General features: G+C 61.6%; 27 protein-coding genes and 1 pseudogene. 13 read left to right on the forward strand and 15 right to left on the reverse strand.

Going from position 1 to position 23,432, the window contains the following annotated elements; translation table 11 throughout:
• Positions 1-2 precede the first annotated feature (2 nt).
• Complete coding sequence (locus tag BHD06_RS18595) at positions 3-620, forward strand: carbonic anhydrase (RefSeq protein WP_080458471.1); 618 nt, start codon at positions 3-5, stop codon at positions 618-620.
• Positions 617-1,894 carry a gephyrin-like molybdotransferase Glp gene (glp, locus tag BHD06_RS18600; protein ID WP_080458472.1) on the forward strand — a complete coding sequence of 426 codons (1,278 nt, stop codon included), beginning with the start codon at positions 617-619 and terminating at the stop codon, positions 1,892-1,894. Before BHD06_RS18595 ends, glp begins: the two co-directional genes overlap by 4 nt.
• Positions 1,895-1,979: 85 nt before the next feature.
• Here the strand turns inward: glp and BHD06_RS24465 are convergent, their stop codons facing one another.
• Both BHD06_RS24465 and BHD06_RS18605 read right to left on the reverse strand, forming a co-directional pair.
• Positions 1,980-2,105, reverse strand: coding sequence for a hypothetical protein (locus BHD06_RS24465; protein ID WP_254892478.1), 126 nt, complete (start codon positions 2,103-2,105; stop codon positions 1,980-1,982).
• A 45-nt stretch (positions 2,106-2,150) separates the two neighbouring features.
• Positions 2,151-2,567 carry an Rrf2 family transcriptional regulator gene (locus tag BHD06_RS18605; RefSeq protein WP_080458473.1) on the reverse strand — a complete coding sequence of 139 codons (417 nt, stop codon included), beginning with the start codon at positions 2,565-2,567 and terminating at the stop codon, positions 2,151-2,153.
• Between the two features lie 410 nt (positions 2,568-2,977).
• On the opposite strand from BHD06_RS18605, the gene BHD06_RS18610 reads away from it, so the two are divergent.
• The gene (locus tag BHD06_RS18610) at positions 2,978-3,931 is read left to right on the forward strand and encodes a TAXI family TRAP transporter solute-binding subunit (protein ID WP_080458474.1); all 954 of its coding nucleotides are present in this window, start codon (positions 2,978-2,980) and stop codon (positions 3,929-3,931) included.
• 69 nt (positions 3,932-4,000) lie between these two features.
• Positions 4,001-5,785: a TRAP transporter fused permease subunit gene (locus BHD06_RS18615; protein WP_080458475.1), complete on the forward strand. Its 1,785-nt coding sequence runs from the start codon at positions 4,001-4,003 to the stop codon at positions 5,783-5,785.
• Between the two features lie 258 nt (positions 5,786-6,043).
• Here the strand turns inward: BHD06_RS18615 and BHD06_RS18620 are convergent, their stop codons facing one another.
• The 6 genes from BHD06_RS18620 to comD all read right to left on the reverse strand — a co-directional run bounded on the left by BHD06_RS18620 (position 6,044) and on the right by comD (position 11,570).
• Positions 6,044-7,207, reverse strand: a complete 1,164-nt coding sequence (locus BHD06_RS18620) for a mandelate racemase/muconate lactonizing enzyme family protein (RefSeq protein WP_080458476.1) — start codon at positions 7,205-7,207, stop codon at positions 6,044-6,046.
• Positions 7,208-7,522: 315 nt separating this feature from the next.
• Complete coding sequence (locus BHD06_RS18625) at positions 7,523-7,978, reverse strand: tripartite tricarboxylate transporter TctB family protein (protein ID WP_080458477.1); 456 nt, start codon at positions 7,976-7,978, stop codon at positions 7,523-7,525.
• Positions 7,978-9,480 (reverse strand): tripartite tricarboxylate transporter permease, encoded by a 1,503-nt coding sequence (locus BHD06_RS18630; protein ID WP_080458478.1) that lies wholly within the window; start codon positions 9,478-9,480, stop codon positions 7,978-7,980. The genes BHD06_RS18625 and BHD06_RS18630 overlap by 1 nt, the downstream gene beginning before the upstream one ends.
• Before the next feature lie 26 nt (positions 9,481-9,506).
• On the reverse strand, positions 9,507-10,463 hold the full coding sequence (locus BHD06_RS18635; RefSeq protein WP_080458479.1) for a tripartite tricarboxylate transporter substrate binding protein: 957 nt from the start codon (positions 10,461-10,463) through the stop codon (positions 9,507-9,509).
• 44 nt (positions 10,464-10,507) lie between these two features.
• Positions 10,508-11,071 (reverse strand): sulfopyruvate decarboxylase subunit beta, encoded by a 564-nt coding sequence (gene comE, locus BHD06_RS18640; protein WP_080458480.1) that lies wholly within the window; start codon positions 11,069-11,071, stop codon positions 10,508-10,510.
• Between the two features lies 1 nt (position 11,072).
• A complete protein-coding gene (gene comD / locus BHD06_RS18645) occupies positions 11,073-11,570 on the reverse strand; it encodes a sulfopyruvate decarboxylase subunit alpha (protein WP_080458481.1) in 498 nt (165 codons plus the stop codon).
• 141 nt (positions 11,571-11,711) lie between these two features.
• On the opposite strand from comD, the gene BHD06_RS18650 reads away from it, so the two are divergent.
• Positions 11,712-12,617, forward strand: a complete 906-nt coding sequence (locus BHD06_RS18650) for a LysR family transcriptional regulator (protein ID WP_080458482.1) — start codon at positions 11,712-11,714, stop codon at positions 12,615-12,617.
• A 122-nt stretch (positions 12,618-12,739) separates the two neighbouring features.
• Complete coding sequence (locus tag BHD06_RS18655) at positions 12,740-14,155, forward strand: FAD-binding oxidoreductase (RefSeq protein WP_254892479.1); 1,416 nt, start codon at positions 12,740-12,742, stop codon at positions 14,153-14,155.
• 270 nt (positions 14,156-14,425) lie between these two features.
• Here BHD06_RS18655 and BHD06_RS18660 read toward each other — a convergent pair whose 3' ends face one another.
• The gene (locus BHD06_RS18660; RefSeq protein ID WP_176214408.1) at positions 14,426-15,634 is read right to left on the reverse strand and encodes an NnrS family protein; all 1,209 of its coding nucleotides are present in this window, start codon (positions 15,632-15,634) and stop codon (positions 14,426-14,428) included.
• 249 nt (positions 15,635-15,883) lie between these two features.
• Positions 15,884-16,366 (reverse strand): hemerythrin domain-containing protein, encoded by a 483-nt coding sequence (locus BHD06_RS18670; protein ID WP_080458485.1) that lies wholly within the window; start codon positions 16,364-16,366, stop codon positions 15,884-15,886.
• A 378-nt stretch (positions 16,367-16,744) separates the two neighbouring features.
• Between BHD06_RS18670 and BHD06_RS23170 the strand changes: the two genes are divergently transcribed.
• On the forward strand, positions 16,745-16,963 hold the full coding sequence (locus BHD06_RS23170; protein ID WP_139784798.1) for a hypothetical protein: 219 nt from the start codon (positions 16,745-16,747) through the stop codon (positions 16,961-16,963).
• Here BHD06_RS23170 and BHD06_RS18675 read toward each other — a convergent pair.
• From BHD06_RS18675 to BHD06_RS24470, 3 genes and pseudogenes are all read right to left on the reverse strand, one after another.
• Positions 16,935-17,429 (reverse strand): hypothetical protein, encoded by a 495-nt coding sequence (locus BHD06_RS18675; protein WP_080458486.1) that lies wholly within the window; start codon positions 17,427-17,429, stop codon positions 16,935-16,937. The two genes, BHD06_RS23170 and BHD06_RS18675, sit on opposite strands and share 29 nt — an antisense overlap.
• Before the next feature lie 404 nt (positions 17,430-17,833).
• On the reverse strand, positions 17,834-18,097 hold the full coding sequence (locus BHD06_RS23175; protein WP_139784799.1) for a hypothetical protein: 264 nt from the start codon (positions 18,095-18,097) through the stop codon (positions 17,834-17,836).
• 365 nt (positions 18,098-18,462) lie between these two features.
• Positions 18,463-18,861: pseudogene (locus BHD06_RS24470) on the reverse strand (DUF6522 family protein).
• Between the two features lie 37 nt (positions 18,862-18,898).
• Here BHD06_RS24470 and BHD06_RS18690 point away from each other — a divergent pair.
• Positions 18,899-19,351 (forward strand): group III truncated hemoglobin, encoded by a 453-nt coding sequence (locus BHD06_RS18690; RefSeq protein ID WP_080458489.1) that lies wholly within the window; start codon positions 18,899-18,901, stop codon positions 19,349-19,351.
• Positions 19,352-19,358: 7 nt separating this feature from the next.
• Entirely contained in the window at positions 19,359-19,736 is a 378-nt protein-coding gene (locus BHD06_RS18695; protein ID WP_080458490.1) for a DUF488 domain-containing protein, read from the forward strand.
• Positions 19,737-19,912: 176 nt separating this feature from the next.
• Here the strand turns inward: BHD06_RS18695 and BHD06_RS18700 are convergent, their stop codons facing one another.
• Together BHD06_RS18700 and BHD06_RS18705 are read right to left on the reverse strand one after the other, a co-directional pair.
• Positions 19,913-20,326 carry a PAS domain S-box protein gene (locus BHD06_RS18700; protein WP_080458491.1) on the reverse strand — a complete coding sequence of 138 codons (414 nt, stop codon included), beginning with the start codon at positions 20,324-20,326 and terminating at the stop codon, positions 19,913-19,915.
• 8 nt (positions 20,327-20,334) lie between these two features.
• Positions 20,335-21,057, reverse strand: coding sequence for a 5-formyltetrahydrofolate cyclo-ligase (locus BHD06_RS18705; RefSeq protein WP_307718135.1), 723 nt, complete (start codon positions 21,055-21,057; stop codon positions 20,335-20,337).
• Positions 21,058-21,152: 95 nt separating this feature from the next.
• On the opposite strand from BHD06_RS18705, the gene BHD06_RS18710 reads away from it, so the two are divergent.
• The 4 genes from BHD06_RS18710 to BHD06_RS23860 all read left to right on the forward strand — a co-directional run bounded on the left by BHD06_RS18710 (position 21,153) and on the right by BHD06_RS23860 (position 23,132).
• Complete coding sequence (locus BHD06_RS18710) at positions 21,153-21,425, forward strand: Rrf2 family transcriptional regulator (protein ID WP_080458493.1); 273 nt, start codon at positions 21,153-21,155, stop codon at positions 21,423-21,425.
• 269 nt (positions 21,426-21,694) lie between these two features.
• Complete coding sequence (locus tag BHD06_RS18715; protein WP_080458494.1) at positions 21,695-22,162, forward strand: hypothetical protein; 468 nt, start codon at positions 21,695-21,697, stop codon at positions 22,160-22,162.
• An 83-nt stretch (positions 22,163-22,245) separates the two neighbouring features.
• A complete protein-coding gene (gene rnk / locus BHD06_RS18720) occupies positions 22,246-22,689 on the forward strand; it encodes a nucleoside diphosphate kinase regulator (protein WP_080458495.1) in 444 nt (147 codons plus the stop codon).
• Between the two features lie 266 nt (positions 22,690-22,955).
• The gene (locus tag BHD06_RS23860; protein WP_176214409.1) at positions 22,956-23,132 is read left to right on the forward strand and encodes a hypothetical protein; all 177 of its coding nucleotides are present in this window, start codon (positions 22,956-22,958) and stop codon (positions 23,130-23,132) included.
• Positions 23,133-23,432 lie beyond the last annotated feature (300 nt).

Genomic DNA, 23,432 nt, shown 5'->3' on the forward strand with positions numbered 1-23,432 from the left:
AAATGCTGAACGACCTGCTTGAGCGCAACGTCCGATGGGCCAAGGCACGCCATGTTGAGGATCCGGGCTATTTCACACGGCTTGCCGGACAGCAAGCGCCCGAGTTCTTCTGGATCGGCTGTTCGGACAGCCGGGTTCCGGCCAACGTGGTCGCGGGGCTTGATCCGGGCGAGGTCTTTGTGCATCGCAACGTCGCCAATATCATCCATTCCGCCGACATGAACCTGCTCTCGGCACTGGAATTCGCGGTCGAGACGTTAAGTGTGCGCGAGGTCATCGTCTGTGGTCATTACGGCTGCGGCGGGATCAAGGCCGCGACCGAGAACTTGCCGCATGGCCTTGCCGATCACTGGCTGGAGCCGATCCGGCGTCTCGCCCGCAGCTATGCCGTTGATCTCGCACGGGAATCGGATGCCGAGGCGCGGCGCGACAGGTTGTCGGAGTTGAATGTCGTTGAAGGGGTGCGGCGCGTTTGCGAGACCCCGATCCTGCAAGGCGCGTGGGCGCACAGGGCAGATCTGCGCGTGCATGGCCTGATCTACGGGTTGAAGGACGGCCTGTTGCGCAATCTCGATTGCAGTATCGGGCCGGGGCATTTCACCAAGGAGACAAACGCATGACGATCCATCGGGCAATCGAGACAGCGCACTGTGGATGTGACGGGCAAGACGCGCTCAAGCGCCTGATCGGCGTGGAGGAGGCGCTTGCCCGGGTCAAGACCCACACAGCACCCATTGAGGATGCCGAAACCCTGCCCCTTGACCGCGCGATTGGCAGGGTCCTCGCCCGACCGGTCTTGGCGGGGGAGATGGCCCCGGCTTTTGACAACGCCGCAATGGATGGCTACGCGATCGCGACCTCTGATCTGACGGGTGAGGGGCCTTGGTCCCTGCCGGTGGCGGCACGCGTCCCCGCAGGCGAGAGCGCCGCCGCTTTGGTGCGCGGCACGGTGGCCCGCATCTTCACCGGTGCACCGGTCCCCGAGGGGGCCGACGCCGTGGTGATGCAGGAAGAAGTTGCGCGCGACGGGGAGGCTATCCAGTTCCTGCGGCGCCCTGTGTCGGGCCTGAACATCCGCGCGGCGGGCAGCGATATGGCCGAGGGCGCAGAGGTGCTGGCCAAAGGCGCGCGGCTCGGAGATCGGGCGATCGCCGCTTGTGCCGCCGCAGGGGCGGATCATGTCGATGTCATGCGCCGATTGCGCGTTGCACTGCTGGTGACCGGCGACGAGGTCCGGCAGGCGGGCTCATTGCGTACCGCCGCGCAGATTCCGGATGTGAACGGTCCGATGCTGAAGGCGGCGCTGCGGCGCGCAGATATCGAGCTTGTCGCCACCGTACTCGGGGCCGATAGCCGCGCGGGATTGACCCGGCAATTAGGCGATCTTGCCGAAAGGGCCGATCTGGTCATCACCACCGGCGGAATTTCGGTCGGGGAGGAGGATCACGTAAAACCAGCCTTTGCTGCGTTGCAGGGCCAGACCCTCTTCAGCGGTGTGGCGATCAAGCCGGGCAAGCCGGTCTCGGTCGGCCGGATCGGCACCACCGTCTGGCTTGGCCTGCCTGGCAATCCGCTCTCGGCCTTCGTGACATGGCAGGTCTTTGGCTTGGCTCTGGTCCGGGCCCTGACCGGTGCGGCCGATACCGAGCTGGCCCGGCGGCACGTCATCACCGACGCCGCCATCCACCGCAAAGCTGGTCGCTGCGAGTTCAGGCCCGCTACACTTGCCGGTTTCGACGTCGATGGCAGGGAAGTCATCAATTTCGAGAATGCCACCCATTCGAGCCGTGTCGCGCGGTTGTCGCAGACCGACGGGTTAATGATCCTGCCCGCCGAGGTCGCGCATCTGCCCAAGGGCGCGCGCGTCCTGTTTCAACCCTTTGCCCGAATCTGAGAAACCGCCAGATGAATCTTGCCTGCACAATGGCCTCGGGGCGGGGGGATACGGACCTGTTGCTCGCCGGGCTGGCCGCCGATCTCTACGTGATCGGGCTGCGATGCTGCCGTGCGACCCCGGCCATCGCGAGGCCGAGAATTACGAGAATTACCGAAAGACCGATGCTTATCTGGCGCTCCCTGGTTGTCAGCGTGCCGATCATGACCATGGGGGATATCCTTTACTCGTCATTCCCAAGCCAAATGTCTTTCTTTCAGGTCGTTTCAAGTGGTTTTAGCGCGATATCGGCGAGCGTTGCGCGATCGAGGTCGGCCAAGAAGGCGTTCTCCGCAGCGCGCAGGCGGCTTTTGAGCTGACAGTGTCCATCTAGCGTGCAGGCGCCGCCATCGGCGCCCAAACACTCCACGAGCGGTTGGCCCTCTTCAAGCACGCGAATGATGGTGCCGAGCCTGATATCGCATGCCGGTTGCGCGAGAACCGCACCACCGCCGCCCCCGCGGCGCGTCTCGATTATTCCCGCCCTCGCAAGGCGCTGCATGATCTTGGCCAAGTGGTTGCGCGACAACTCGAACTCGTCTGCCAACCCGGCGGTCGAGAAGGCCCGATCCGGAGTGCTGGCCATGCGCATCAGCATGCGCAAACCGTAATCGGTGAAGGAGGTGAGGCGCATGTAGCGTGATCCCGCTCTTTAATAAGTATTTTTAATACCTATTAATGGCCGTACCGTCAAAAACAAGAGGATATCACGCAATTACAACAAAAACTGACGGCAACTCACCGCAGATCATTTCTGCCGGGCCTGCGATGACCGCCGCGGTTACGGAGGAAACAGGCCTCACCGACGAGTTTCTACACGATCTCAGTTAAGATGAACAAGAAGTCCGGAACATCTAAATATGCTGTTGAAAGGTTGGGCAAAGCACACTTACAGTCTGCACAGATGCGCTGGCGGCCACCTCTCAGGTCGCCAGCGCAACATTTTTTCAAGGCAAGGCGACCAACCGAGACTTGTGAATAACGACCTGACACTTCAGGCTCCGCATATCAGCGAAACGTCTTTTGGGAGGATCCAAGTTGAACATGAAACTAAAGGCAACAGTGGCGGCCATCGTCCTCACAACCGCTGCCATCTCGGCAGCATCTGCAGAGACCCGCGTCACCTACAAGTCGGCCAAGACCGGATCGTCCTACTATCAGATGGGCGTCGAACTGGCCGAAGCCTTGAAGGTCGGCACCGACGGCGACATCTCCGTCACCATCGAGGAAAGCCAAGGCTCCGTCCAGAACGTAATGGAAGTCAGGGCGCGGGGCGGCGATTACGTCTTCACCACGCCTCCTGCGCTTGTCGGCCTCGCACAGCAGGGTAAGGCCATGTTCGAGGGCAAGAGCGCCCCCGCGTTTGATGACATTCGCGCCCTTTTTCCAATCCCGTCGCTGACCATGCATTTCGTGATGTCACAAGACAGTGGTGTGACCGATCTGATGGGTCTGGAAGGCAAGACGATCCTGCTTGGCAAGGGAACCTTCGGCGCGACCGAGGGCGAAAAATATCTCAACCTTTTCAACTTGGCCGACAGCGTAAAAATCGCAGATGCCGAGCTGTCCAACGCGGTCGCAGCCCTCAAAAACGGACAGATCGACGGGTTTGTCACCGCGGGCTCCTGGCCCGCGCCGAACGTGATCGAAGCCGCAGCCTCTACGCCCGTTACTGTGCTGTCCCTGACCGGCGAACAGCTGGCCGAGACCAAGCGCACCAAAATGACGATCCCAGCGGGCACTTACGCAGGTCAGGAGAGCGACATCACAACGACGTCGCTGCCTGTCGTGGCCTACACGACCACAAAAATGGACGACGACACGGCTTATGAGTTGACCAAGACCTATTGGGAAAGCAAAGCCAAACTGAGCGAGACGTCCCGTTGGTGGAACGGTGTTGACCAAGCCCTGCTGAGCAATATTACAGGCAAGATCCATCCCGGTGCCGTGCGCTACTACGATGAAGCGGGCATCGAACTGAGTGACGTGCAGAAATAACGCCGTCCCCTCGACGGGGCCGGGCATCGAGCCCGGCCTTTTCTCCCGGTTTTTCAAGAGACTTCATCAATGTATGATATCTTCAAGGGCCGCATAGCCGCGGCTTTCTGGCTGATCCTTGCGGCCGCATTGGTGGCATACCACCTTGCATTGGTTTTCTCGGGCCTCGTCCCCAATCTGGTCAGCCGCCCGCTGCACATGGCATTCCTTCTGCCGTTCGTGCTGGTACTGGGTAATTCAAGTCGCTGGGGGACGATCAGCGGCATTATACTGGCAGCCTTCGGTATCGCCGCGGCGCTTTGGGTTGCGGTCAATCATGACCGGTTGGCGGATCAGTACGGATTCCTCGAAGGCAACCTTCAGATCGCAATCGCGATCACACTGCTCGTGGTGACACTCGAAGCCGCACGCCGCGCCATTGGCTGGCCTCTGCCACTGGTCGCCGCGACTGCCCTGCTTTACGGGCTTTACGGTCAGTACATTCCGGGCCAGTTCGGCCATTCCGGCACCCCGATTGCCAGTTTTCTTGGCACGCTTACCATTGCCGAAGGTGGCATCTGGGGCTCGCTCACGGGAGTGTCCGTCGGGGTGGTTGCGATCTTCGTCATCTTCGGCGCAGTGCTGAACGCGGGAGAGGCTGGTCAGGGATTCATGAACGTAGCTGCCGCTGCGGCCGGACGCCTAAAGGGCGGAGGCGCGAAGGTGTCCGTAATCTCCTCCGCGCTATTCGGTTCGATTTCCGGCTCCGCCTCCGCCAATGTCGCCTCGACCGGGGCCATCACCCTGCCCGCGATGAACAAACTTGGCTACCCTAAGCGCCTGGCCGCCGCGGTCGAGGCGGTTGCGTCCTCTGGCGGGCAGATCATGCCACCGCTAATGGGGGCGGGTGCCTTCGTCATGGTCGAGTTAACGGGCATCCCCTACACGTCGATCATGGCGGCGGCGATCTTGCCCGCTTTTCTCTACTTCCTCGCCGTCTGGGTTGGCATCAATGCCTACGCCACCCGCTTCGACCTCAAGGGGGTGGACGCGGCAGACCGGCCCAAGCGGCGCGATGTCATCATTACGTCGCTCTTTTTCCTCGTGCCATTTTCGGTCTTGCTCTGGGCGATGTTCGGGGCAAAGTTTACGCCGGAATATGCCGCCGCGCTGGCGATCCTTGCTAGTGCCGTGCTGCTCTTCTTCAACGCGGACTTCGAATTTCGCCCCGCTCAGATCGCCCGGCGGTTCAACGATGCGGTGATGAATGCCGCCCGGCAAGTGTCGATGATTGCGGCCATCATTCTGTGCGCCTCAATCATCATCGGTGTGCTTGCAATCACCGGTTTGGGCGTCAAGATTACGTCGCTCATCCTTGAAGGATCGGGGGGTTTGCTTTGGCCATCGCTGCTCCTGACCGCTCTCGCCTGTCTTATCCTGGGGATGGAGGTGCCAACGACGGCGGCTTATGTCATCTGCGTGTCCGTTGCCGGTCCGGCACTCACCCAACTAGGTTTGGGCCCCTTGCAGGCGCATCTCTTCGTCTTCTGGTTCGCTTTACTCTCTACGATTACGCCGCCCGTCTGCGGAGCGGTGTTCATCGCGGCAGGGATGATTGGGGAAAATTGGCTGAAGGTCGCGCTGACCGCGATGGCGTTGGGCGTCGGACTCTATCTCATTCCGCTTGGCATGGTCGCTAACCCCGACGTGCTCCGGCTGGCCGAAGAACCTGGCGCCGCGATCGTTGCGATGCTGCGGGTCGCCTTGGGCCTGACGCTTGTGTCTTACGGCCTGATTAGTGCCCGCGAGGTTTTCAAGACCGTCTTGGCGGTCAGTGCCGGACTGGCAGTGATATTTTCGGGCATCTATATCTGATGCCTTCCGGCTGGCGGACGATGACAGAGGCCCTTGGAAAATGCTACGCGGCGCATGAATGGCTGGTCTCGTGAAGCGCGGCGCAGCACCGGCGCTATCGATCAATGGCGATTCAGGACCGCCATTGCCATGCCACGCGACCAAGACCGGACTTATGCTGCCCCACATCCGAGGTCTGGAGAAAGCCCACTCTGACGGGGAATGCGTCCCCAGCGGAAGCCGGCGCCAGCACGTATTCACCTGCACTGCCAACGCTGTTCATTCTGCCAGCGCACGCATTACTTCGATCAGGTCGGATTTTCCTTCAAAGCCGATACCGGGCAGTTCGGGCATGAGGATGTGCCCCTCCTCGACTTGCACGCCGTCCGGGAAGCCACCGTAGGGTTGGAACAGATCGGGGTAGCTTTCGTTGCCGCCGAGACCGAGCCCCGCCGCGATGTTCAGTGACATCTGATGGCCGCCGTGCGGGATGCAGCGCGACGGGGACCAGCCGAGTTGGTCGAGTACATCGAGCGTGCGCAGGTATTCAACAAGCCCGTATGATAGCGCACAGTCGAACTGCAGCCAGTCCCGGTCGGGGCGCATCCCGCCATGGCGGATCAGGTTGCGCGCGTCCTGATGCGAGAATAGGTTCTCACCGGTCGCCATAGGACCGGGGTAGAATTCGGCCATCGCGGCCTGAAGCTGGTAATCCAGCGGATCACCGATTTCCTCATACCAGAAGAGCGGGTATTGCCGCAGCATTTTGGCATAGGCAATCGCGGTCTCAAGATCGAAGCGTCCGTTGGCATCCACGGCCAGTTGCGCTTTGGAGTCGATTTCTGCCAGGACCGCTTCGATCCGACGCTGGTCTTCGTTGATGGACGCGCCCCCGATCTTCATCTTCACGACGTTGTAGCCGCGGTTGAGGTAGCCGCGCATCTCTTTGCGCAGTGCGGTGTCGTCCTTGCCCGGATAGTAGTAGCCACCGGCGGCGTAAACGAAGACGCGCGGGTTCGCCGCGCGACCCTTGCGGTCGGCCAGCAGGCGGAACAAGGGCTTTTCCTCGATCTTGGCAATGGCGTCCCAGACGGCCATGTCGATGGTGCCGACAGCGACCGAGCGTTCGCCGTGTCCGCCGGGCTTTTCATTCTGCATCATGGCAGCCCAGATCTTGTGCCCATCCAGATTGCTGCCGTCGTCGTTCAGGAGTGATGCGGGTTTCGCCTCGAGGACGCGGTCGCGGAAGCGTTCGCGGATGAGACCGCCCTGGCCATAACGGCCATTGGAGTTGAAACCATAGCCGACCACCCGGCGCCCGTCCCTGACCACGTCCGTCACGACGGCCACCAAACTTGCCGTCATGTTGCTGAAGTCGATGTAGGCGTTGCGGATGGGCGACGAGATCGGCTTGGTCACCTCACAGATATCAACGATTTTCATGGCCATGTTCCTTGTTCGGGCTTGCTGTCGTCTTGTCGCGTTCAATGCACGGCTTATCGGTTCACCTGCCATGGACGCCGGTGCCGGTTGGGTCTACGCATTCCCTGAGGCGTAGCAGAGCGGAATTCGTCGCTCACCGCTGCGAAGGTCGGTTTTGGCCGCGTTTCCGGCATCTCTGACACAACGATTGCTGCACGCAGATTCCGATAGGTTGCCTCGGGCAAGCCGCAACGTAGCAACGGTTAGCTTGACGAAGGTCCGCATTGGACCGTTGGTGGTTTCTGGCAGGAACGCCCGGATAGCGGGGGCCCAATTTCAGGGTAATGGGACGTGTAGAACGTAGCGAAATAGAGAGAAGAACGCGATCATGATCGCCGCGCCGCTGCCAGCATAAAGCATCGCGGTCATCAGGGTCCACCTGTCATGCATCGCCGCGATGAGCCCGCCGGCAAAGGCGATCACGCCGCTGGCGAGAAAACCGATGTGCGGTATGGCGAGGCATCCCGCGAACATGGTAACGATCAGCAGGATCCGACGCCACCACGTGCCGGTTCCGAAGCCGCCACTCTCGCGTGGGTGAAGGAAGCGGGTGACGAAGGACAACCCGGCAGTCAGGATCATCAGGATCGCGACGGTACGCGGGAACACTTGGCTGTCGCGGTCGGAATAGCCTGTGGTGTCGTAGAGCGCGATGATCCCCATGATTACGAAAAGCACGGAAATCACCAGCGATCCGATGTGGCCGTCCGGGTGGCGTTGCTGGTCTGGCATCAGATCCGTTCCCTTGCTTTCTTGCTGCGCCGCTTGGCTGTGTAGAGCGGCAGGAAGAGGGTGAGCAGCGTGAACGCGATGATCCCCTGCGAGATGGGACGCCCGAAGAACATGCCGAAGAGATTGCCCGTGGCCGAGCCGATGGTCCAGCCCTGCACGAAGCCCTGTTCGGCAATGGGGCCGAGGATCAGGCCCAGCACGATGGGTGAGGCCGCGAAACCGAAGCGCCCCACGACCCAGCCGAAGACGCCGAGGCCTAGCATCAGGATCACGTCGGTGACGCTGTTGCGGATCGAGAAGGTGCCGATGATGGTCATGAAGCCCACCGTTGGCACGAGAACGGCCTTGGGGATATTCACGATCGACTTGTAGGCGTAGCGCCCGATCAGCAAGCCCGCGGGCAGCATCAGAACGGTAGCGATCAAGAGGCCGTAGATGAAGGTAAAGACAATCGAGCCGCTTTGGCTGAACATCGTGGGGCCGGTGCGCACGCCCTGCACCAGCAGCGCACCAAGCACGATGGCATCGGGTGGCGTGCCGGGAATACCCAGCACCAGCGTCGGGATGAAGCCGCCGCCCACGGTGGCGTTGTTGGCGGATTCCGTGGCGAGGATGCCGTCGGGTTCGCCCTCGCCGAACTTCTGAGCGGGCTTTCCGGTGCGCTTGGCCTCGGAATAGGCGACGAGCCCGGCGACCGAGCCGCCCGCGCCTGGCAGGATGCCGATCAGGGTGCCGATGACGGACGACCGGATCAGGTTGAACTTGGAGCGCATGGCGATGCGGAACGCCTCGCCGATGCGGACCGAGCGCACGTCCTCTTCCAACTTGAGGTGGCGGTCGGGCGTCGCGACGAGGTCGATCAGCACCGGGATACTGTAAAGCCCGATCAGCGCGCCGATCACGCCGAAGCCGCCAACCAGCATCTGGCTGCCGAAGGTAAGCCGGATATCAGCCGAAACCTCGGCCACGCCGACAGTGGAAAGCAGCATGCCGAAGGCGCCGCCCGCCAGCCCCTTCATCAGGTTGCCGGTGGAAAGCGACGCGATCAGCGAGAGGCCGAAGATCGATAGCCAGAAGTACTCGATCGGCCCGAAGGCCAGCGCCACCTTCGACAGGGGCGGCGCCAACAGCAGGAGCGAGAACGCCCCCACCAACCCGCCGACGACCGAGGCAAAGCAGGCAAGGGCAACGGCAAGGTCACCATCGCCGCGTTTCGCCATCGGGTAACCGTCAAAGGTGGTGGCAATGGCTGAGGGCGTGCCGGGCGTGTTCAGCAGGATCGCCGCGTAGGCCCCGCCATAGATCGCCCCGGTATAGATCGCGCCCAGCAGGATCAGTGCCGAAGCGGGATCCATGCTGAACGTGATCGGCACCAGCACGGCCAGCGCCATTGTTGCGGTAAGGCCCGGGATCGAGCCGACGATCGTGCCTGCCACGACACCGAACAACGCCAAAACCAGGTTGAGCGGTGTCAGGGCAGACAGGAAGTGACCAAATTCCATGAGACGGGCCTTTGCGCAGGGTCAGCTTATTCGATCAGGCCTGCTTCGCGCGCGTCGCCGAGATATTCCTCGCTGCGCGCGGCCATGAAATCGTCCATGCCATCCGCTTCGATATCCAGCATCGCAAAGCCGTTATCCAGCATCTGCTGGCGGAACTCGGGATCGTTGTTGATTTCGGCGATCATGTCCGACCACATCTGGGTGACCTCGTCGCTGGCGGAATTGGGCAGGGCGATCCCGCGATAGGCACCGCCCACCATGTCATAGCCCAGCTCCTTGAAGGTCGGCACGTCCGGGAAAAGCGGGTGGCGTTCCTCCATCGCGACGGCCAGCATCCGCACCTCTTCGCCTTGGGTGGCGGCGACGGTGGAATAGCCCCATTCCGCCTTGACCTGGTTGCCCAGAAGCGCGGTCACGGCGGCGCCTGTGCCCTTAAAGGGAACATAGGTGGTCTGGATTTCGGCCATCTTGTCGAACTTGATATGCGCAAGGTGGTTGGCCGTCGCCTTTCCCGAGCCGGACATGGTGACCTGCGCCGGGTTCGCCTTGGCGTCCTCGATCAGGTCCTCCAGCGTCTGGTAAGGGCTGTCGGCCCGCACGATGATCGCGTCCGGCGTGAAGTGGAACATGTGGAAGACGTTCAGGTCCTCGGTGGTAAAACCTACGTCCTTTTGCGCCGGCTTGACGATGATATGGGGCAGGTTGACACCCATGATGGTCTGCCCGCTATCTGCCAGCCCGTTAAGCGTGGCCCATGCCACCGCACCGCCGCCGCCGGGCTGGTACGAGATCACCATGTCCTGGCCGAACTTGTCCTTGAAGAACGGTTGCTGAAAGCGTGCTGAAATATCGGACTCTCCCCCGGGTCCGAACGGGATGATATAGTTGACCGGCCCGTTAAGTTCGGCCGCGCTGGCGCCAGTTGCCAGCGATGCGGTTACGGCCAGCGCCGCGGTCATCTTCAGAAATGTTCTTTTCAGCATGTGTTCCTCCCAGAGTTATTGTGTCGGCGTTTTCGCCGCCTTGATTACGCGTTGGCCTCCTTCAACGCGTTCATGAACCGGTCGCGGATCACGACCGGGTCAGTCCTGATGACGGAAACAGGGATGTTCCCGCTTTCGCATTTGCACACGATCACTGTCATCCTGTCACCTTCCAGCGCGTCTTTCATCACGGATGCGCAGTCTTCGGCCTGGCACTCGATGACGTTTTCGCACCCGCAGGCCTCGGCCACCATGGCCAGCGACGTCTTCATGCCGGCATAGGTCGGCTGGTCGCCGGTGGAGCCGTAGCTGCCATTGTCGATGATCAGCAGGATGAAATTGTCGGCCACGTTGTTGGCGATGGTGGGCAGCGTGCCGAAATTGGTCAGGACCGAGCCGTCACCGTCGATCGAGATAACCTTTTTCGACTGGGCCAGCGCCACGCCGAGCCCGATCGACGAGGCGAGGCCCATGGTGCCCAGCATGTAGAAATTGGTCGGCTGATCATCCAGCATGTGCAATTCCTGGCTGGGCAGGCCTATGTTGCAGACGACGAAATGATCCGAGATCAGCGGGATCAGCGTGCGCAGGACGTCAGATCGGATCATGTCAGTACCCTTTCCAAAAGGTGGCATCCGTCAGGATCGCGACCGGCTTCATGCACATGAAGGTGTATTCCAGAATCCGGTCCAGTTCCTCGGCGTCGGATTCATGATGGAAGTGATAGGTCGGGATGTGAAGCTGATTCAGCAGCGCCTTGGTGTGTACGGCCATTTCCACCTGGCAGGCCACGGGCTCGCCCAGTTCTCCGCGATAGGAGATCAGCATGGGCAGGGGCATGCGGTAGAACTGTGTCAGCGTCACCAGCGTGTTGACCGTTACGCCAAGTGCGGTGTTCTGCATGATGATCGCGGACCGCTTGCCGCCCATGAACGCCCCGGCGCAGATGCCGATGCCTTCGTCTTCCTTGTTCGCGGGGATGTGGTGGATATCTTCGCACCGATCGATCTCGGCTATGACCCCGGCGAGCTGTTTGCACGGGACGGTCGTGACCAGTTTGACGTGGTTCTTGACCAGATCCGCGACGATCTTTGCGTCGATACTCACGTCTCAGCCTCCCTCGATGCGTTCACGTTTCACGATCTTGCGCGATAAGAGAAGCTTTAACAAACCAACATTCTTTTCCTATTTGTAAATTCCTGCTTTAGTAAATCGTGATTTTTGGTCCTGTTGTGAAAGTGCGCTGCCATGTCGATCACGCTGTTCAAAACCCTAATCGCCGTCGCCGAGGAAGGCAGTTTCAACGCTGCGGCGGACCGCGTCTGCGTAACCCATGCGGCGGTCGGTCAGCAGATGAAGCGGTTGGAAGAGACGCTTGGCGTGGCGTTGTTCGACCGCTCGCAGAAGTCCCCACGCCTGAACCAGCTGGGCCGCGCCATGGTGCCAAAGGCCAAAGACGTCGTCGCCGCTTACGAGACAATCCTCGACGACCTGACCGGCGATCCACGCCTGATCGGGGATATCGTTCTGGGGGCGGTGCCGTCGACGCTGCGCGGGCTTGTGCCCAAGGCGATGAAGGGGCTGATCGGGCAGTATCCGGACCTGCGCATCCGGGTGGTGCCGGGGTTGAGCCCGACCTTGCAGGAAATGGTCGAGACCGGCACCGTCGACGCCGCGCTGGTCAGTGAGCCGAACCGGACGCCGGCCACGATGACCTGGACGCCCTTCGCGGTGGAAAAGCTGGTGCTGCTGACCTCGGTGGAGGTGACCGAAACCAACCCCGAGCGCATCCTGTCTGCGAAACCCTTCATCCGGCACAGTGCGCTGTCGGCCATCGGGGTGATGGCCGAGGACTGGCTGGCGCGAAGCAAGCTGAAGGTGCGCGACATGATGGAGATGAGCTCGCTCGACACGATCGCGAGCATGGTGGCGCATGATTTGGGCGTGTCGATCGGGCCGGATTTCTGCGTGCCAGACCCGATCTTCGGCAGCCTGCGCAAGCTGTCATTGGGCTCCACGGCGCCATCGCGGACGCTGGGCATCCTGAGCCGCTCGGATTGCTCGAAATACCGGCTGGTCGAACGATTCCTGGACGAGCTGATCGAGACGGTCGCGGCGCATGGCGGGCGCACGGTTTCTAAAGGGATGGCTTAGATAATCGTAAATTATCTTGCCTTGCTAAAGGACGCTTTTGCCACAGAATGAGCCCGAACGAGGATTCAGACGACAGGAGCACCGGGCAGTTGGTGGCTTTCAAGACCGCGGAAGACAGAACTTTGAATGATATCAGGGCGATTGTCGGGGAGACCGGCTGCAAGTCCGGTCAGGATGCCGCGCGATACTATGAAGACCCGCGCGGCAGCTTCACCGGCAAGGACTGTGTCGTTATCCTGCCCGAGACCACCGACCAAGTGTCGCAGATCGTGCGGCTGTGCAACGAGGCCGGCATCGCGATCATCCCCTATGGCGGGGGCACTGGCGTGGTCGCCGGGCAGCTTTCGCTGGACAGCGACGCGGCCATCATCATGTCGCTGGAGCGGATGAACCGGGTGCGCCGCGTGTCGCCGGACGATTTCGTGATGGTGGTCGAGGCCGGCTGCGTGCTGGAGAACATCCACGCAGAGGCCGAGCGGCACGACCTGATGTTCCCGCTCAACATGGCGTCGAGGGGAAGTTGCACCATCGGCGGAAACCTGGCCACCAACGCGGGCGGCATACAGGTGCTGCGCCACGGCAATGCCCGCGACCTTTGCGTGGGGATCGAGGCAGTGATGCCGTCGGGCGATGTGCTGGAGGAGTTGAGCCCCCTGCGCAAGAACAACACAGGTTATGACCTGCGGCACCTGCTGATTGGCAGCGAGGGCACCCTTGGGATCATCACCGCCGCCAGCCTGACATTGAAGCCGCTCGACCCAGAGGCCGTGACAGCCTTTTGCGCCATCACGTCGCCAGCGGATGCCTTGCGAACCCTGCGCACCCTGCGCACGGCCATCGGCAACCGCATGAATGGGATGGAATTGATGAGCGGCTTCGGCGTTGGCCTTGTTTGCGAGCATTTCCCGACGCTGAGGAAACCATTTGCCAACGATCATCATTGGTACCTGCTGATCGATGCTGCGGGGAACCCGGGCGTGCGTGACGAAACCGAGGCGGCGCTGGCGGACTGTATCGAGACGGGGTACGTGATCGACGTAGTGATGGCCGAATCCGAAGCTCAGCGCAGCGCACTCTGGTCGCTGCGTGAGCATACACCCGACGCCAACCGCAAGACCGGCGCGTTCTGCAGCAGCGACACCTCGGTGCCGATCGGCCAGATCGACGCGTTTGTGTCAGGAACGCATGCGGCAATCACCGGCGTTCACGAGGGATTGCGGACGAACAGCTACGGTCACATCGGTGACGGGAACATTCACCACAACGTCTTTCCGCCAGAGGGCGTCGCCAAGGCCGATTTCCTGCAAGCCCACCCGGGCATCGCCAACCGCGTGCGCGGGGCGATCAACGAAGCGACCTTGGCCCTGGACGGTTCGATCAGTGCGGAGCACGGGATCGGTCGCCTGAAACGGAAAGACCTGCAGAGGCATGCAAGTTCCAGCAAGATGGCCGTGCTGCGCCAGATCAAGCAGGCCATCGACCCCAACAACATCATGAACCCCGGCGCGCTGATCGATTGGAGCGGCTGCGGTGAGTGATACCAACAGCCCTATAAATTGACCGTTCTTTCATATGCGCGGTCACTGATTGAACGGACACGCTCAGGATCGTTTGCAAAGACGTTCCATGCTTCGCAGCGTCGCCTAGAGCCCCCACCGAGGGTGGGGCGGAGACACGCGCCGGGCCGCGATATCGGACGGGGGGCGCGCCCCGCCGCCCCGATAAACGAGGCCAGTACGGCGAGCGACAGCGCCGAATAGGCGAGACCGAAGGCCAGCGCATACTCGCCCCATCCCATGCGCGGCTCCTCAGACCTGCTTTGCGGCGGGCAGGCAAAGCAGAACCCGACCGTAGAGCATGGCAAAGCCACCGAACGCCGTGATCCACGCAAGGCCCGACAGCCCGTGCAGCCACGCCGCCTGTTCGGGCCAGAGCCCCGCCGCGACCCGGGCCAGCACGGCCAACACCAGCGCTACGTAAATCGAGATGGTGCCGGGCCCTGCGCTCAGAGCCTGCCCTGTATGCCCCAGCGTGGCACGGGTCATCACCGCCAGCGTCATCAGCCCTGTTGCGCCGGCCATCCACAGATGCTGCGCCCCGGCCATTCCGAGACCGCCGGGCGACAGTATTTCGACACCGAGCGCAAGAGCGCCCAGGGGAAGAAAGGCATAGGCCACATGCAGCACCATCACCAGCGGCTCGCCCAGAGTCCGATCTCCAGCCCAGCGGGCAAGGCGGACCAGATGCACCAAGCCCGCAAGCAGCAGGGCAAGGCCGCTAGCAGCATGATACGGGGCTGCAAGCCAGGCCAGCAGCGCGGCCAGAAGCACCAGCAGGGACAGCTTGTCAAACGTCTGCATCGGCGGCACCGGCAGCCGGCCCGGCCCACGTTTGGCCAGCCAGTTGCGGGTGAAGGAGGGCACGATCCGCCCACCGATTACTGCGATCATCATGATGCCCGCGCCAAGGCCAAGCCGCAGACCATAGCCTTGGGCGGCGTAATCACCGTGCGCGGCCTCCAGATGAAAGACCGCGTTGGCCAGCGCGAAGGCTGTCAGCATGGCCAGCACGACCAGGTTGCGCCAGTTCCTGCCTGCGACGATCTCGCGGAGGATCACCGCTCCGAGAACCACCGGAAAGGCCAGATCGGCTACGGCGACAAAGAGCGGCGACAAGGCCAGGGAGAGCGCCACCGCCAGTCGCCCCAGCAGCCACAGCACGGCAAGCCCGCCCAGCGGCCAGCCCACCAACGGCAGGCGACCGGTCCAGTTCGGCACCGCAGTCAGCAGAAACCCCGCGACGACCGCACCAAGATAGCCGAACAGGAATTCGTGAGCGTGCCAGGTGACCGGATCAAAGGCCGTGGGCAGGCGCACATGCCCGGACAGCATCGGCACCCAGAGAAGCATGGACAGAACCGCCCAGATCGCCGCCCCGAAGAAAAACGGGCGAAAGCCATAGGTCAGGATCACAGGGCCGCGCCATGCACGCATCAGCTCAGCCGTCGTTGTCGCCATTTGATCGCCTCCCCTGCCCCGTCCCGCGATCAGCAAGCACCCTCGCAAGATGCGCGCCAATCCACTCCGAGACCTGCGCTCGCCCAGCCTGGCCCAGATACTCCCGCAGTCTGGCCAATCGTATCGGTTCCGAACGCCGCCAGCGCGCCACATCCCGCGCCTGATCTGCATCCACGCCAGACGGGTCGAAATAGGCGGGATCAATCTCGGACGCCATGCAGGGAAATGAGGCGTATTTTCCGGCCCCACTCACCGGCCGGCATCCAGGCGCGGAAAGAGCACGCTGTCCTCGAGATATCTGTGCTCGTCAAGATCTTCCGCCAACTTGCCCAAGCCGGCATAAAGCTGGGTCCAGGATCGGCAGGCATAGGCAGGCAACCGAAAACCGTGCGTGATCGCCGCGATCCGGTTGAGCGCCGCTTCCTGCGCTTCGTGGTCGTGGCGTAGTCCGGCGATGCCTGCGCCCGCCGAGGCATCGCCGGTCGCGAGCGAGGCAAAGACATTCGCCTCCTCGCGGCGCATGTGATCCTCCAGATCCGCGATCATCAATTCGAGCGCCCGTGTCAGCCCGTGCGGGCTGTTGGGGTCTGTGGCGTGCGATGTCTCGACCTTGCGGGCGAGGGCGAGCAATTCGGGCAGTTCGCGCCGATGCGTCTCATGGTAGCGCGACAGGATATGTGCGATCAGTTCACCGGTTTCATCAGGAACTGCAACGTCGGGGTCACTTTGCATGGCCAAGCCTTTCGGTGCCGCGTTTTTTTGCACGAATAGGTATTTTATTTACCTAAATATACGCATGCAGACTGACGTACAAATGCCAAAGCGGAAGCGCGACGTTGCGCCTCACCGATCCTGATTATTTCAGCCACACGCCGTGCGAGGCGTTCCGCAATGACGAAAACCACAATGTCTTTGACTTGAATAAAATCAGTATGTTTAGGGGGTGGGCGATGCCGTGCTCTGCCCGTCAGGCGGCGCGGCACTTGGCCTACTGACACTGATCATCCGGGCGTTCAGAACGTCATCTGCAGCCACTCCGGTCACCCGCCAGTATCAGCACCATGCCCATCAATCTCTGCACTCAAGATGCCAGAAGGCAAGGAGACGCCAATGGCGGTCACGACCACACCGAACATTCTGCGCAAAGTCGTTGTCATGATACCTCCAACACTTCGCAACTCAGGTGCTTATATCCTTGCCATGCAAAGGGATCGACCCGCCGACCTGATTCAAGTCAGCGGGCAAATTGCTAAGCTCCTCGCAAACCGGCCTGCTGCACCGGTCACCTGCAAACTCGCCGCTATTTCGGCTCAACTTGCCACGGTATAGCAACAAGCTCGAGCGCCTCTGTCGTCCCACTTGCGTTTAGGAGCGGTACCGTCTGGCCCACCTTCATTCCGAGTAAGGTGACCCCGAGGAATGTCTTGAGCGGAATACCTTCCTGGTCATGTGCAAAACCATCGTCAAAGAGTGTCCGAGATAGTGGTGCCGTCTCCCTGATAGAGAAAGTCACACGTGAACCCAGGGTGGCGACATTTCCTGCTTCTTCTGCGGGGTTCAGAATATGAGCATCCTGAAGCTTAGCCCGGATCAGGTGGGATAGCAGAGAAAAGGCACCGCCTTCGATAGCGGTACATTTCCTCCGCAGCTGTTGCAGGTGCCAGAAGTCCCGCTTGGAAAGAAACGATTGGATCGGTCGCATGGCCTCGACGCTTCCGAACGCCCGGCTATCAATCGTGGCAGCTTGGTTGCCTGATCTGCCTGCGAAAGTCGCCACGTCATTTGATGTTCGCATATCTTCTCCTCGGCTTGCTCGACGCAAGCCTCAAGACGCCAAAGTTGTTGGTGAAGAAGATCCCCGAGCGTAAAGGTCAGCGCATGCGACCCCCTGCCCGGGGCAGGGAGCGGTTCAGCAGAGATCCCGGAAAAGACCGGCCTCTGTTTTTGCATGAGAACACAGACATCAAGCAACGCTATGAAGTTTCCGACGCCAAGTCAAACTATGGTGGATCCTCGGAGCAGCGGATGCCACCACCACCCGCTGGGCTGATCCTTTCAGGCCGGGCCGGAAACTATTCCGTGAGACGGAAAATGAACGCCCGTACGGCCGTCTCGCCTCCAGGCAAGCCGTTGATGCCGATCGTTCCCGCGTAGGATGCTCGAGCGCCCGACTGAGATCACAATCGTTGCATCCTGTCACTACACGGCAAAAGGCGTGCCCACCTGGGTTACCACCAATGACCGGGTTGTGCTGTCTTCGGACAGCAGCTTAGTGCGTTGCCCGGCCGACATTCCGATGAGCGTGGCCCCCAGGAGGGAGTGAATCGGGATTTCTCCGGCACGCGCCACCAAGCCGTAACTGAGAACCCCGCATTCGATATCCTTCTCATCCACCACGCAGGAAATGTAGCTGCCAAACGTGGCAACATCGGACGGTGCCGCATCCTCTATCGCAACCGCCACCTGTAGTTTCTGGTGTAGAATATCCAGCAGAAGCTGGGAGTAGGGGACGCTGCTGTTGTTGGCGAAGCTCAGAAATCTCTCGATCCCCAGCCGATCGGCTTTTGTTAGGCGGCACCTGCAATCCCTGCTATCCGCCTCGACCTCTCGGTGTCGCGGTATTGTTGACCCCGTAATGTCAGGTATGGCCATGTTTCCCCCCCGGAGATACCTCCGACAATCTCAACGCTTGTTCGAGATGCCCCGGGAGATCGCTGCGCATGGAACGCCCGCGAACCGCCCGGGGCTAAGGGCGGTTCAGCAGAAGGAACCGAAACTTGATCTGATGCCTGATCATGGGTTTATCGTTACCCGCCGCCCGGCGCGTGTCAATCCCGGCGCCCTGACTGCGATAGCGGAGTGACGGGAAAGCCGTCCCGCGACAGGACCTCTCCCTCTGCGTTGACAACGAGACGAAACGCGCGGTCGGCGCGATAGAAAGTCATGCGCCAACGTCCTTCGTCTTCGCCAGACCCGCTCTCGGAGCGGCTGCATTTGAGTCAATTCCGCATCTCCTCCCGGACCTGATCTTCAGTGATCAAGAGGACCCGCGCGATGGCGGTTGCCTCCACAACGAATCCGCTGTCGGTTCTGGATACCTCGCGCATCGCATCGCTCGCTATGTCCTGATCCCGGCCCCGCCCCGGTCTTCGCCTGTTGGGCTTTGCGTGGTTTTGTCCGATTGCGCTTGACCTTAATAGGTATTTACAATGCCAGTTATGAAACATACCACGTCAATACAACAGCGACCAAGGCGTCCCACCGATGATGTCCATCCCGACACCTCCATCCCGCAGCCCCTCCGCGCGACCGGAGATAACCGCAGATATCGAGGCAAGGACCGGGCTCGATGACGCGGTGCTGCGCACGTTGGTCCATGCCTTCTATGGCAAGATCCGCAAGGACCCTGTTCTCGGCCCTATCTTCGCGGCGCGCATCGACGACTGGCCGCCGCATCTGGAGCGGATGACCGCCTTCTGGTCCTCGGTCGCCCTGATGACAGGCCGATATCATGGCGCCCCGGTGCCCATGCATGTCGGCCTGCCGATTGGCCGGGGCCATTTCGAGCGCTGGCTCAGCCTCTTCCGCGAGACAGCAGCGGAGGTCTGCACACCCGCAGGCGCCGCCCATGTCACCCAGCGGGCCGAACGCATCGCCCGGTCGCTCAACTTCGCGGTCGAGGATGCACAAGGCACCGGCATCCCGAAACTGGCTTGAGGCTCGCATGGCGAAGCAATCCGACATCGACATCGTCCGCGTTTACGACAAGGCGTCCGACACGGACCGCGCGAGGTTGCTCGTGGATGGAATCTGGCCGCGAGGTATCTCGAAAAACGATCTCGGGCACGACGACTGGATCAAGGACATCGCGCCGACCACCGAGCTCAGGAAATGGTTCGACCACGACCCGGACAAGTGGGGCGAATTCCGGAACCGCTACCTGCGCGAGTTGGCGGACAACACGGACGCCGTCGAACGTTGCCTCGCATGGTGCCGGGCCGGACCCGTCACCCTTCTCTTTGCCGCTAAGGACCGGGAGCACAACCAGGCGGTCGTGCTGCGGGACTATCTGAAGCAGCGACTCAAGGGGAGCACGTCGTAACGGTCGATCCTGGGCTACTTCGCCCCCCGGAGCGATCTGCTGAGATACGAGTACCGGTTATCCTGGCCGGTATGGGGGGCGTCGCACGCGCCGAACTGGCCGCCGCGGTCACAATTGCGGGTAGGTTGGCGACCCGGCATCCCAGAACATGCTGGGAGACCGCTTCGACAGTCCTCTCAACCGCGAAGCGCGCGCCGCAATCTCTTGCGCTCTTCGAAGTCCTCGGTGACGTCGCGCATGATCGCCGCGATCGCCTGCAAGTCTCCGTCCTCGCCGCGCAACGGAATGATGGAGAACTGGATCGAGATCTGCGCTCCGTCCTTCCGGATTGCTGGCACGGCCAGTAGATCGCCGGCGCCATATTTGGTTTGGCCGGTCCGCATAGTGGCATCGTAGCCCACCCAGTGTCTCTCGCGCAGTCGCTCCGGTGTGATGATATCCAGCGACTGGCCGAGCGCCTCCTCCTCTGCAAAGCCGAATATTCGCTCCGCGCCCCCGTTCCAGACGCGGATAACGCCTTTGCGGTCCGCGACCACCAGCGCATCGGGCATGCCCTCGAACAATTTCCGCGCAATCTGGTCTCTGTCCATCGTTACCCTCATACCTCGATCCCACGCTCGGTAAGTATGACATCCATCGGAATATCGTGGGGTTGCGGATAGATCGTGGGCAGCTGCGCCGAGGCGAGACCCACGCCGATACTGAAGGGTCGCGGCGACAGCGCCGCCAGGGTTCGATCGAAATACCCCCCACCATAGCCAAGGCGATAGCCCTCGCTGTCCCAGCCCATGAGAGGCGCGAGAACGACATCCGGCATCATTTCCGGCGCGTCCCGTGGCGGCACGGGGATGTTCCAGTGTCCGCGCTCCATCCGGGTCTCCCTAGTCCACAGGCGGAACACCAAAGGCGCCGCCCGCGTCTCCACCAGAGGCAGGGCAATGCGGCGGCCAGACGCCTGCATCTCGGTCATCAGAGATCGCAGGTCCGGCTCGTCCTTGATCGGCCAATAGAAGGCGATGACCTCGTCACCCGTCCCGGCAGAGCGCGCTGCAAACAATCTCTCCAGGCCTGCCATTAGCGCTTCGCCTGTTGCCTTCCTCTGGGGTGAGGAAAGCGCCCGACGCGCCTCGCGAAGCCGCTTGCGTTCCGCCGTGCGCCACCGGGCCACGTCGCGCGCTTGTTCGGGATCTACGGCCAGGGGATCGAAATATCCAGGATCGACCTCTGCCGACATGCAGGGCGGGGAGGCAAAGTTTCCTTCACCCTTGAAGCTGTTGGACCTGTTGCCCATGTTCAAACTCCGCGCTGCAGGTGTAGTCATTCTCGTGGTAGGAGCCGATTCTCCGCGCCGGGCCTATTCAGTCCTCTGGATAAGCGCCATAATAGGCACTGTAAATACCACTTTGTGGATGGCAGATGCGCCTTGTCTCATTCTCCGACTACGGACTCCGCACGCTGATGCGCCTTGCCAGCGCGCCGGACCGGGCCTTTTCCACGGCTGATTTCGCCGAGGAATTTCAGCTTTCCCGCAACCATCTCATTAGAATCATGCAAAAACCGGGCCGGGCGGGGCTGGTGCAGACACGCCGCCAAGGTGGTGGCGGGGCCACCCCGGCCCGCACCCCGGAGGAGATCCGGTTGGTGTCGCCGCCGCTCACGCGGCCTACCTCAAAATTCCAGCGCACATGATCGCCTTGAATAAATCTCGCAATCAATTCACCTTCTCAAGGGCTGTGCATCCTTGACCGTTGCAGATCCGGTCCGGTCTCCAAGATTGACAGGTTGCGCCCAATGACTAAGGTCTCCTCATGGTCACGCACGAGAACTTTTTCCGGTTTCTGCTTCTGAACCGCCCGGGTCCCCGGGTGGTCTGCGCATAAGCGCGTCTTCGACCACCCGGGGCTTTCTCACATCCTTGCATCTGAGAACGCGGGCTGCATCGCCCCGGGAGACACATCATGACCATCACCAGAATCACCCATCCGCCTGCCGAAAGTGACTTTCGATCTCTCTTTGAACGCTCCACTGTCGAGGCCGGCTTTCTCCTCACCGTCGACGACCGGCTCGGCATCGAGCACCTGCTTCGCTATCGCGGAACCAGGAACTCGCCCAATCCGCCGCTTCTGAACGGGCTGCTGCGCCACAAGCTGCGGATTTCGCGCGGCGCTCTCGAGCCGGCCTCGCCTGATCTCGTCGTGGCCGGACGCCGTGTCACCTACATGATCAGCGGCGAGGGCGCTCGCACCGACGTGCTTTCCATGAGCCCCGTGCCGGCCCCGGGACATATTCCCGTTGCTTCATTGCTTGGGGCGACGCTGATCGGAATGCGAAAGATGCAGAAAGTTCCGCTCCTGCGGGACGACGGACAGATCGAAGTCGTCGTCGTGCTGGATGTGCGTCCGTCTCCAGACCACGACGCGGCCTGATGCTCTGATCCGCCACTGGCGGGTCAGGGACGATGGCCGCCCATAATTCACTCACACCACCAATAGGTGGAAAGGAAACTACGATGAACAAACAACGCTCCACCTCTCGCGGCACCGGTCGGCGGCCCAGGGTCGTCATAAGTGCCGACTGCCTGGGACGGCTCGAGGCACTTGTCGAGGGCGCGATCCAGCGTAACCCCGACCTTGCAGACCGACTGCTCGGCGAAATCGGCCGGGCCCGTATCGTTCCGGCGGCGAAACTCCCGCAGAACGTGGTGGCCATCGGTCGCGCGGTCACCTATCGCGACGAAACAACCGGCCAGGAAATGACGGTAACCCCGGTTTTTCCCGAGGACGCCGACATCGCACGCGGCCGGATCTCTATCCTGACACCGATTGGGATTGCCCTGATCGGCCTGGCAGAGGGCGCATCGCTCCACTGGGACACCCGGGACGGAGAGCGGCGGGTTCTGACCGTGCTCCACGTCGCGTCCCAAGATGCCCCCGAAGGGCTGGAGGCACAATGATCCGCCATTTCCGGGGCCTTGCCGAAGGCCCCGCCCTGCCCTGCCTTGCCTTGCCCGGAAGGAGCCGCTCGATGCGCTGACGAAGTCACGACGCTCTTTCCGAGATATCGGCAATCGCCGCTTCGGCACCTTCCCTTCCGCTTGCCTGCCGCCCGGAACGTGGCGCGTCAGCGGGATCAGGTTTCGCACCATCGTTCTCACGCATTGCACCACTTCTCACCTGCTCGCCGATCACGGGCGTCGTGGGGCACCGCACACCGGATCTCATGCGTGAGGTTTATCTTGCGCCTGCCGTTTCGAGTTGGCCGCTGGCCGAGGCACCGACGGGTCGCGCCACGCCATGGTTCAACAGTATCACCGTCGTGCCTGAGCAGACCTGCCGTGTGGTAGAGGTGCCCCTGTACACGCTTATGTCATCCACAACGCGGCTCGACCCGATGTAGGTTTTGCCAGAAAAACTGCCCATAACCACGCTGGCGATAGCGCTCGATTGACTGCGCGGGTGTTTACCTTTTCTGGTGGAACTGTTGCGTTAACGGCCGAACACTTGACATTATTGAGCTCGAAAGACGGCTTTATGCTTAGCAGGCTGCTGAAATAGTCCCACCTCGACAGCTGGTTGGGAACATGATTCATCCTCGTCACGGCAATGGCGGGGGTGATGATGCGCGGGACGGACGAGACGAGCGGTTCGCTGTTCAGCTATGTGGATCTGGAGGCGCGCATCCCGGCGCGGCATCCGT

This window comes from Roseovarius sp. A-2 (assembly GCF_002072155.1).
Taxonomy (GTDB): domain Bacteria; phylum Pseudomonadota; class Alphaproteobacteria; order Rhodobacterales; family Rhodobacteraceae; genus Roseovarius.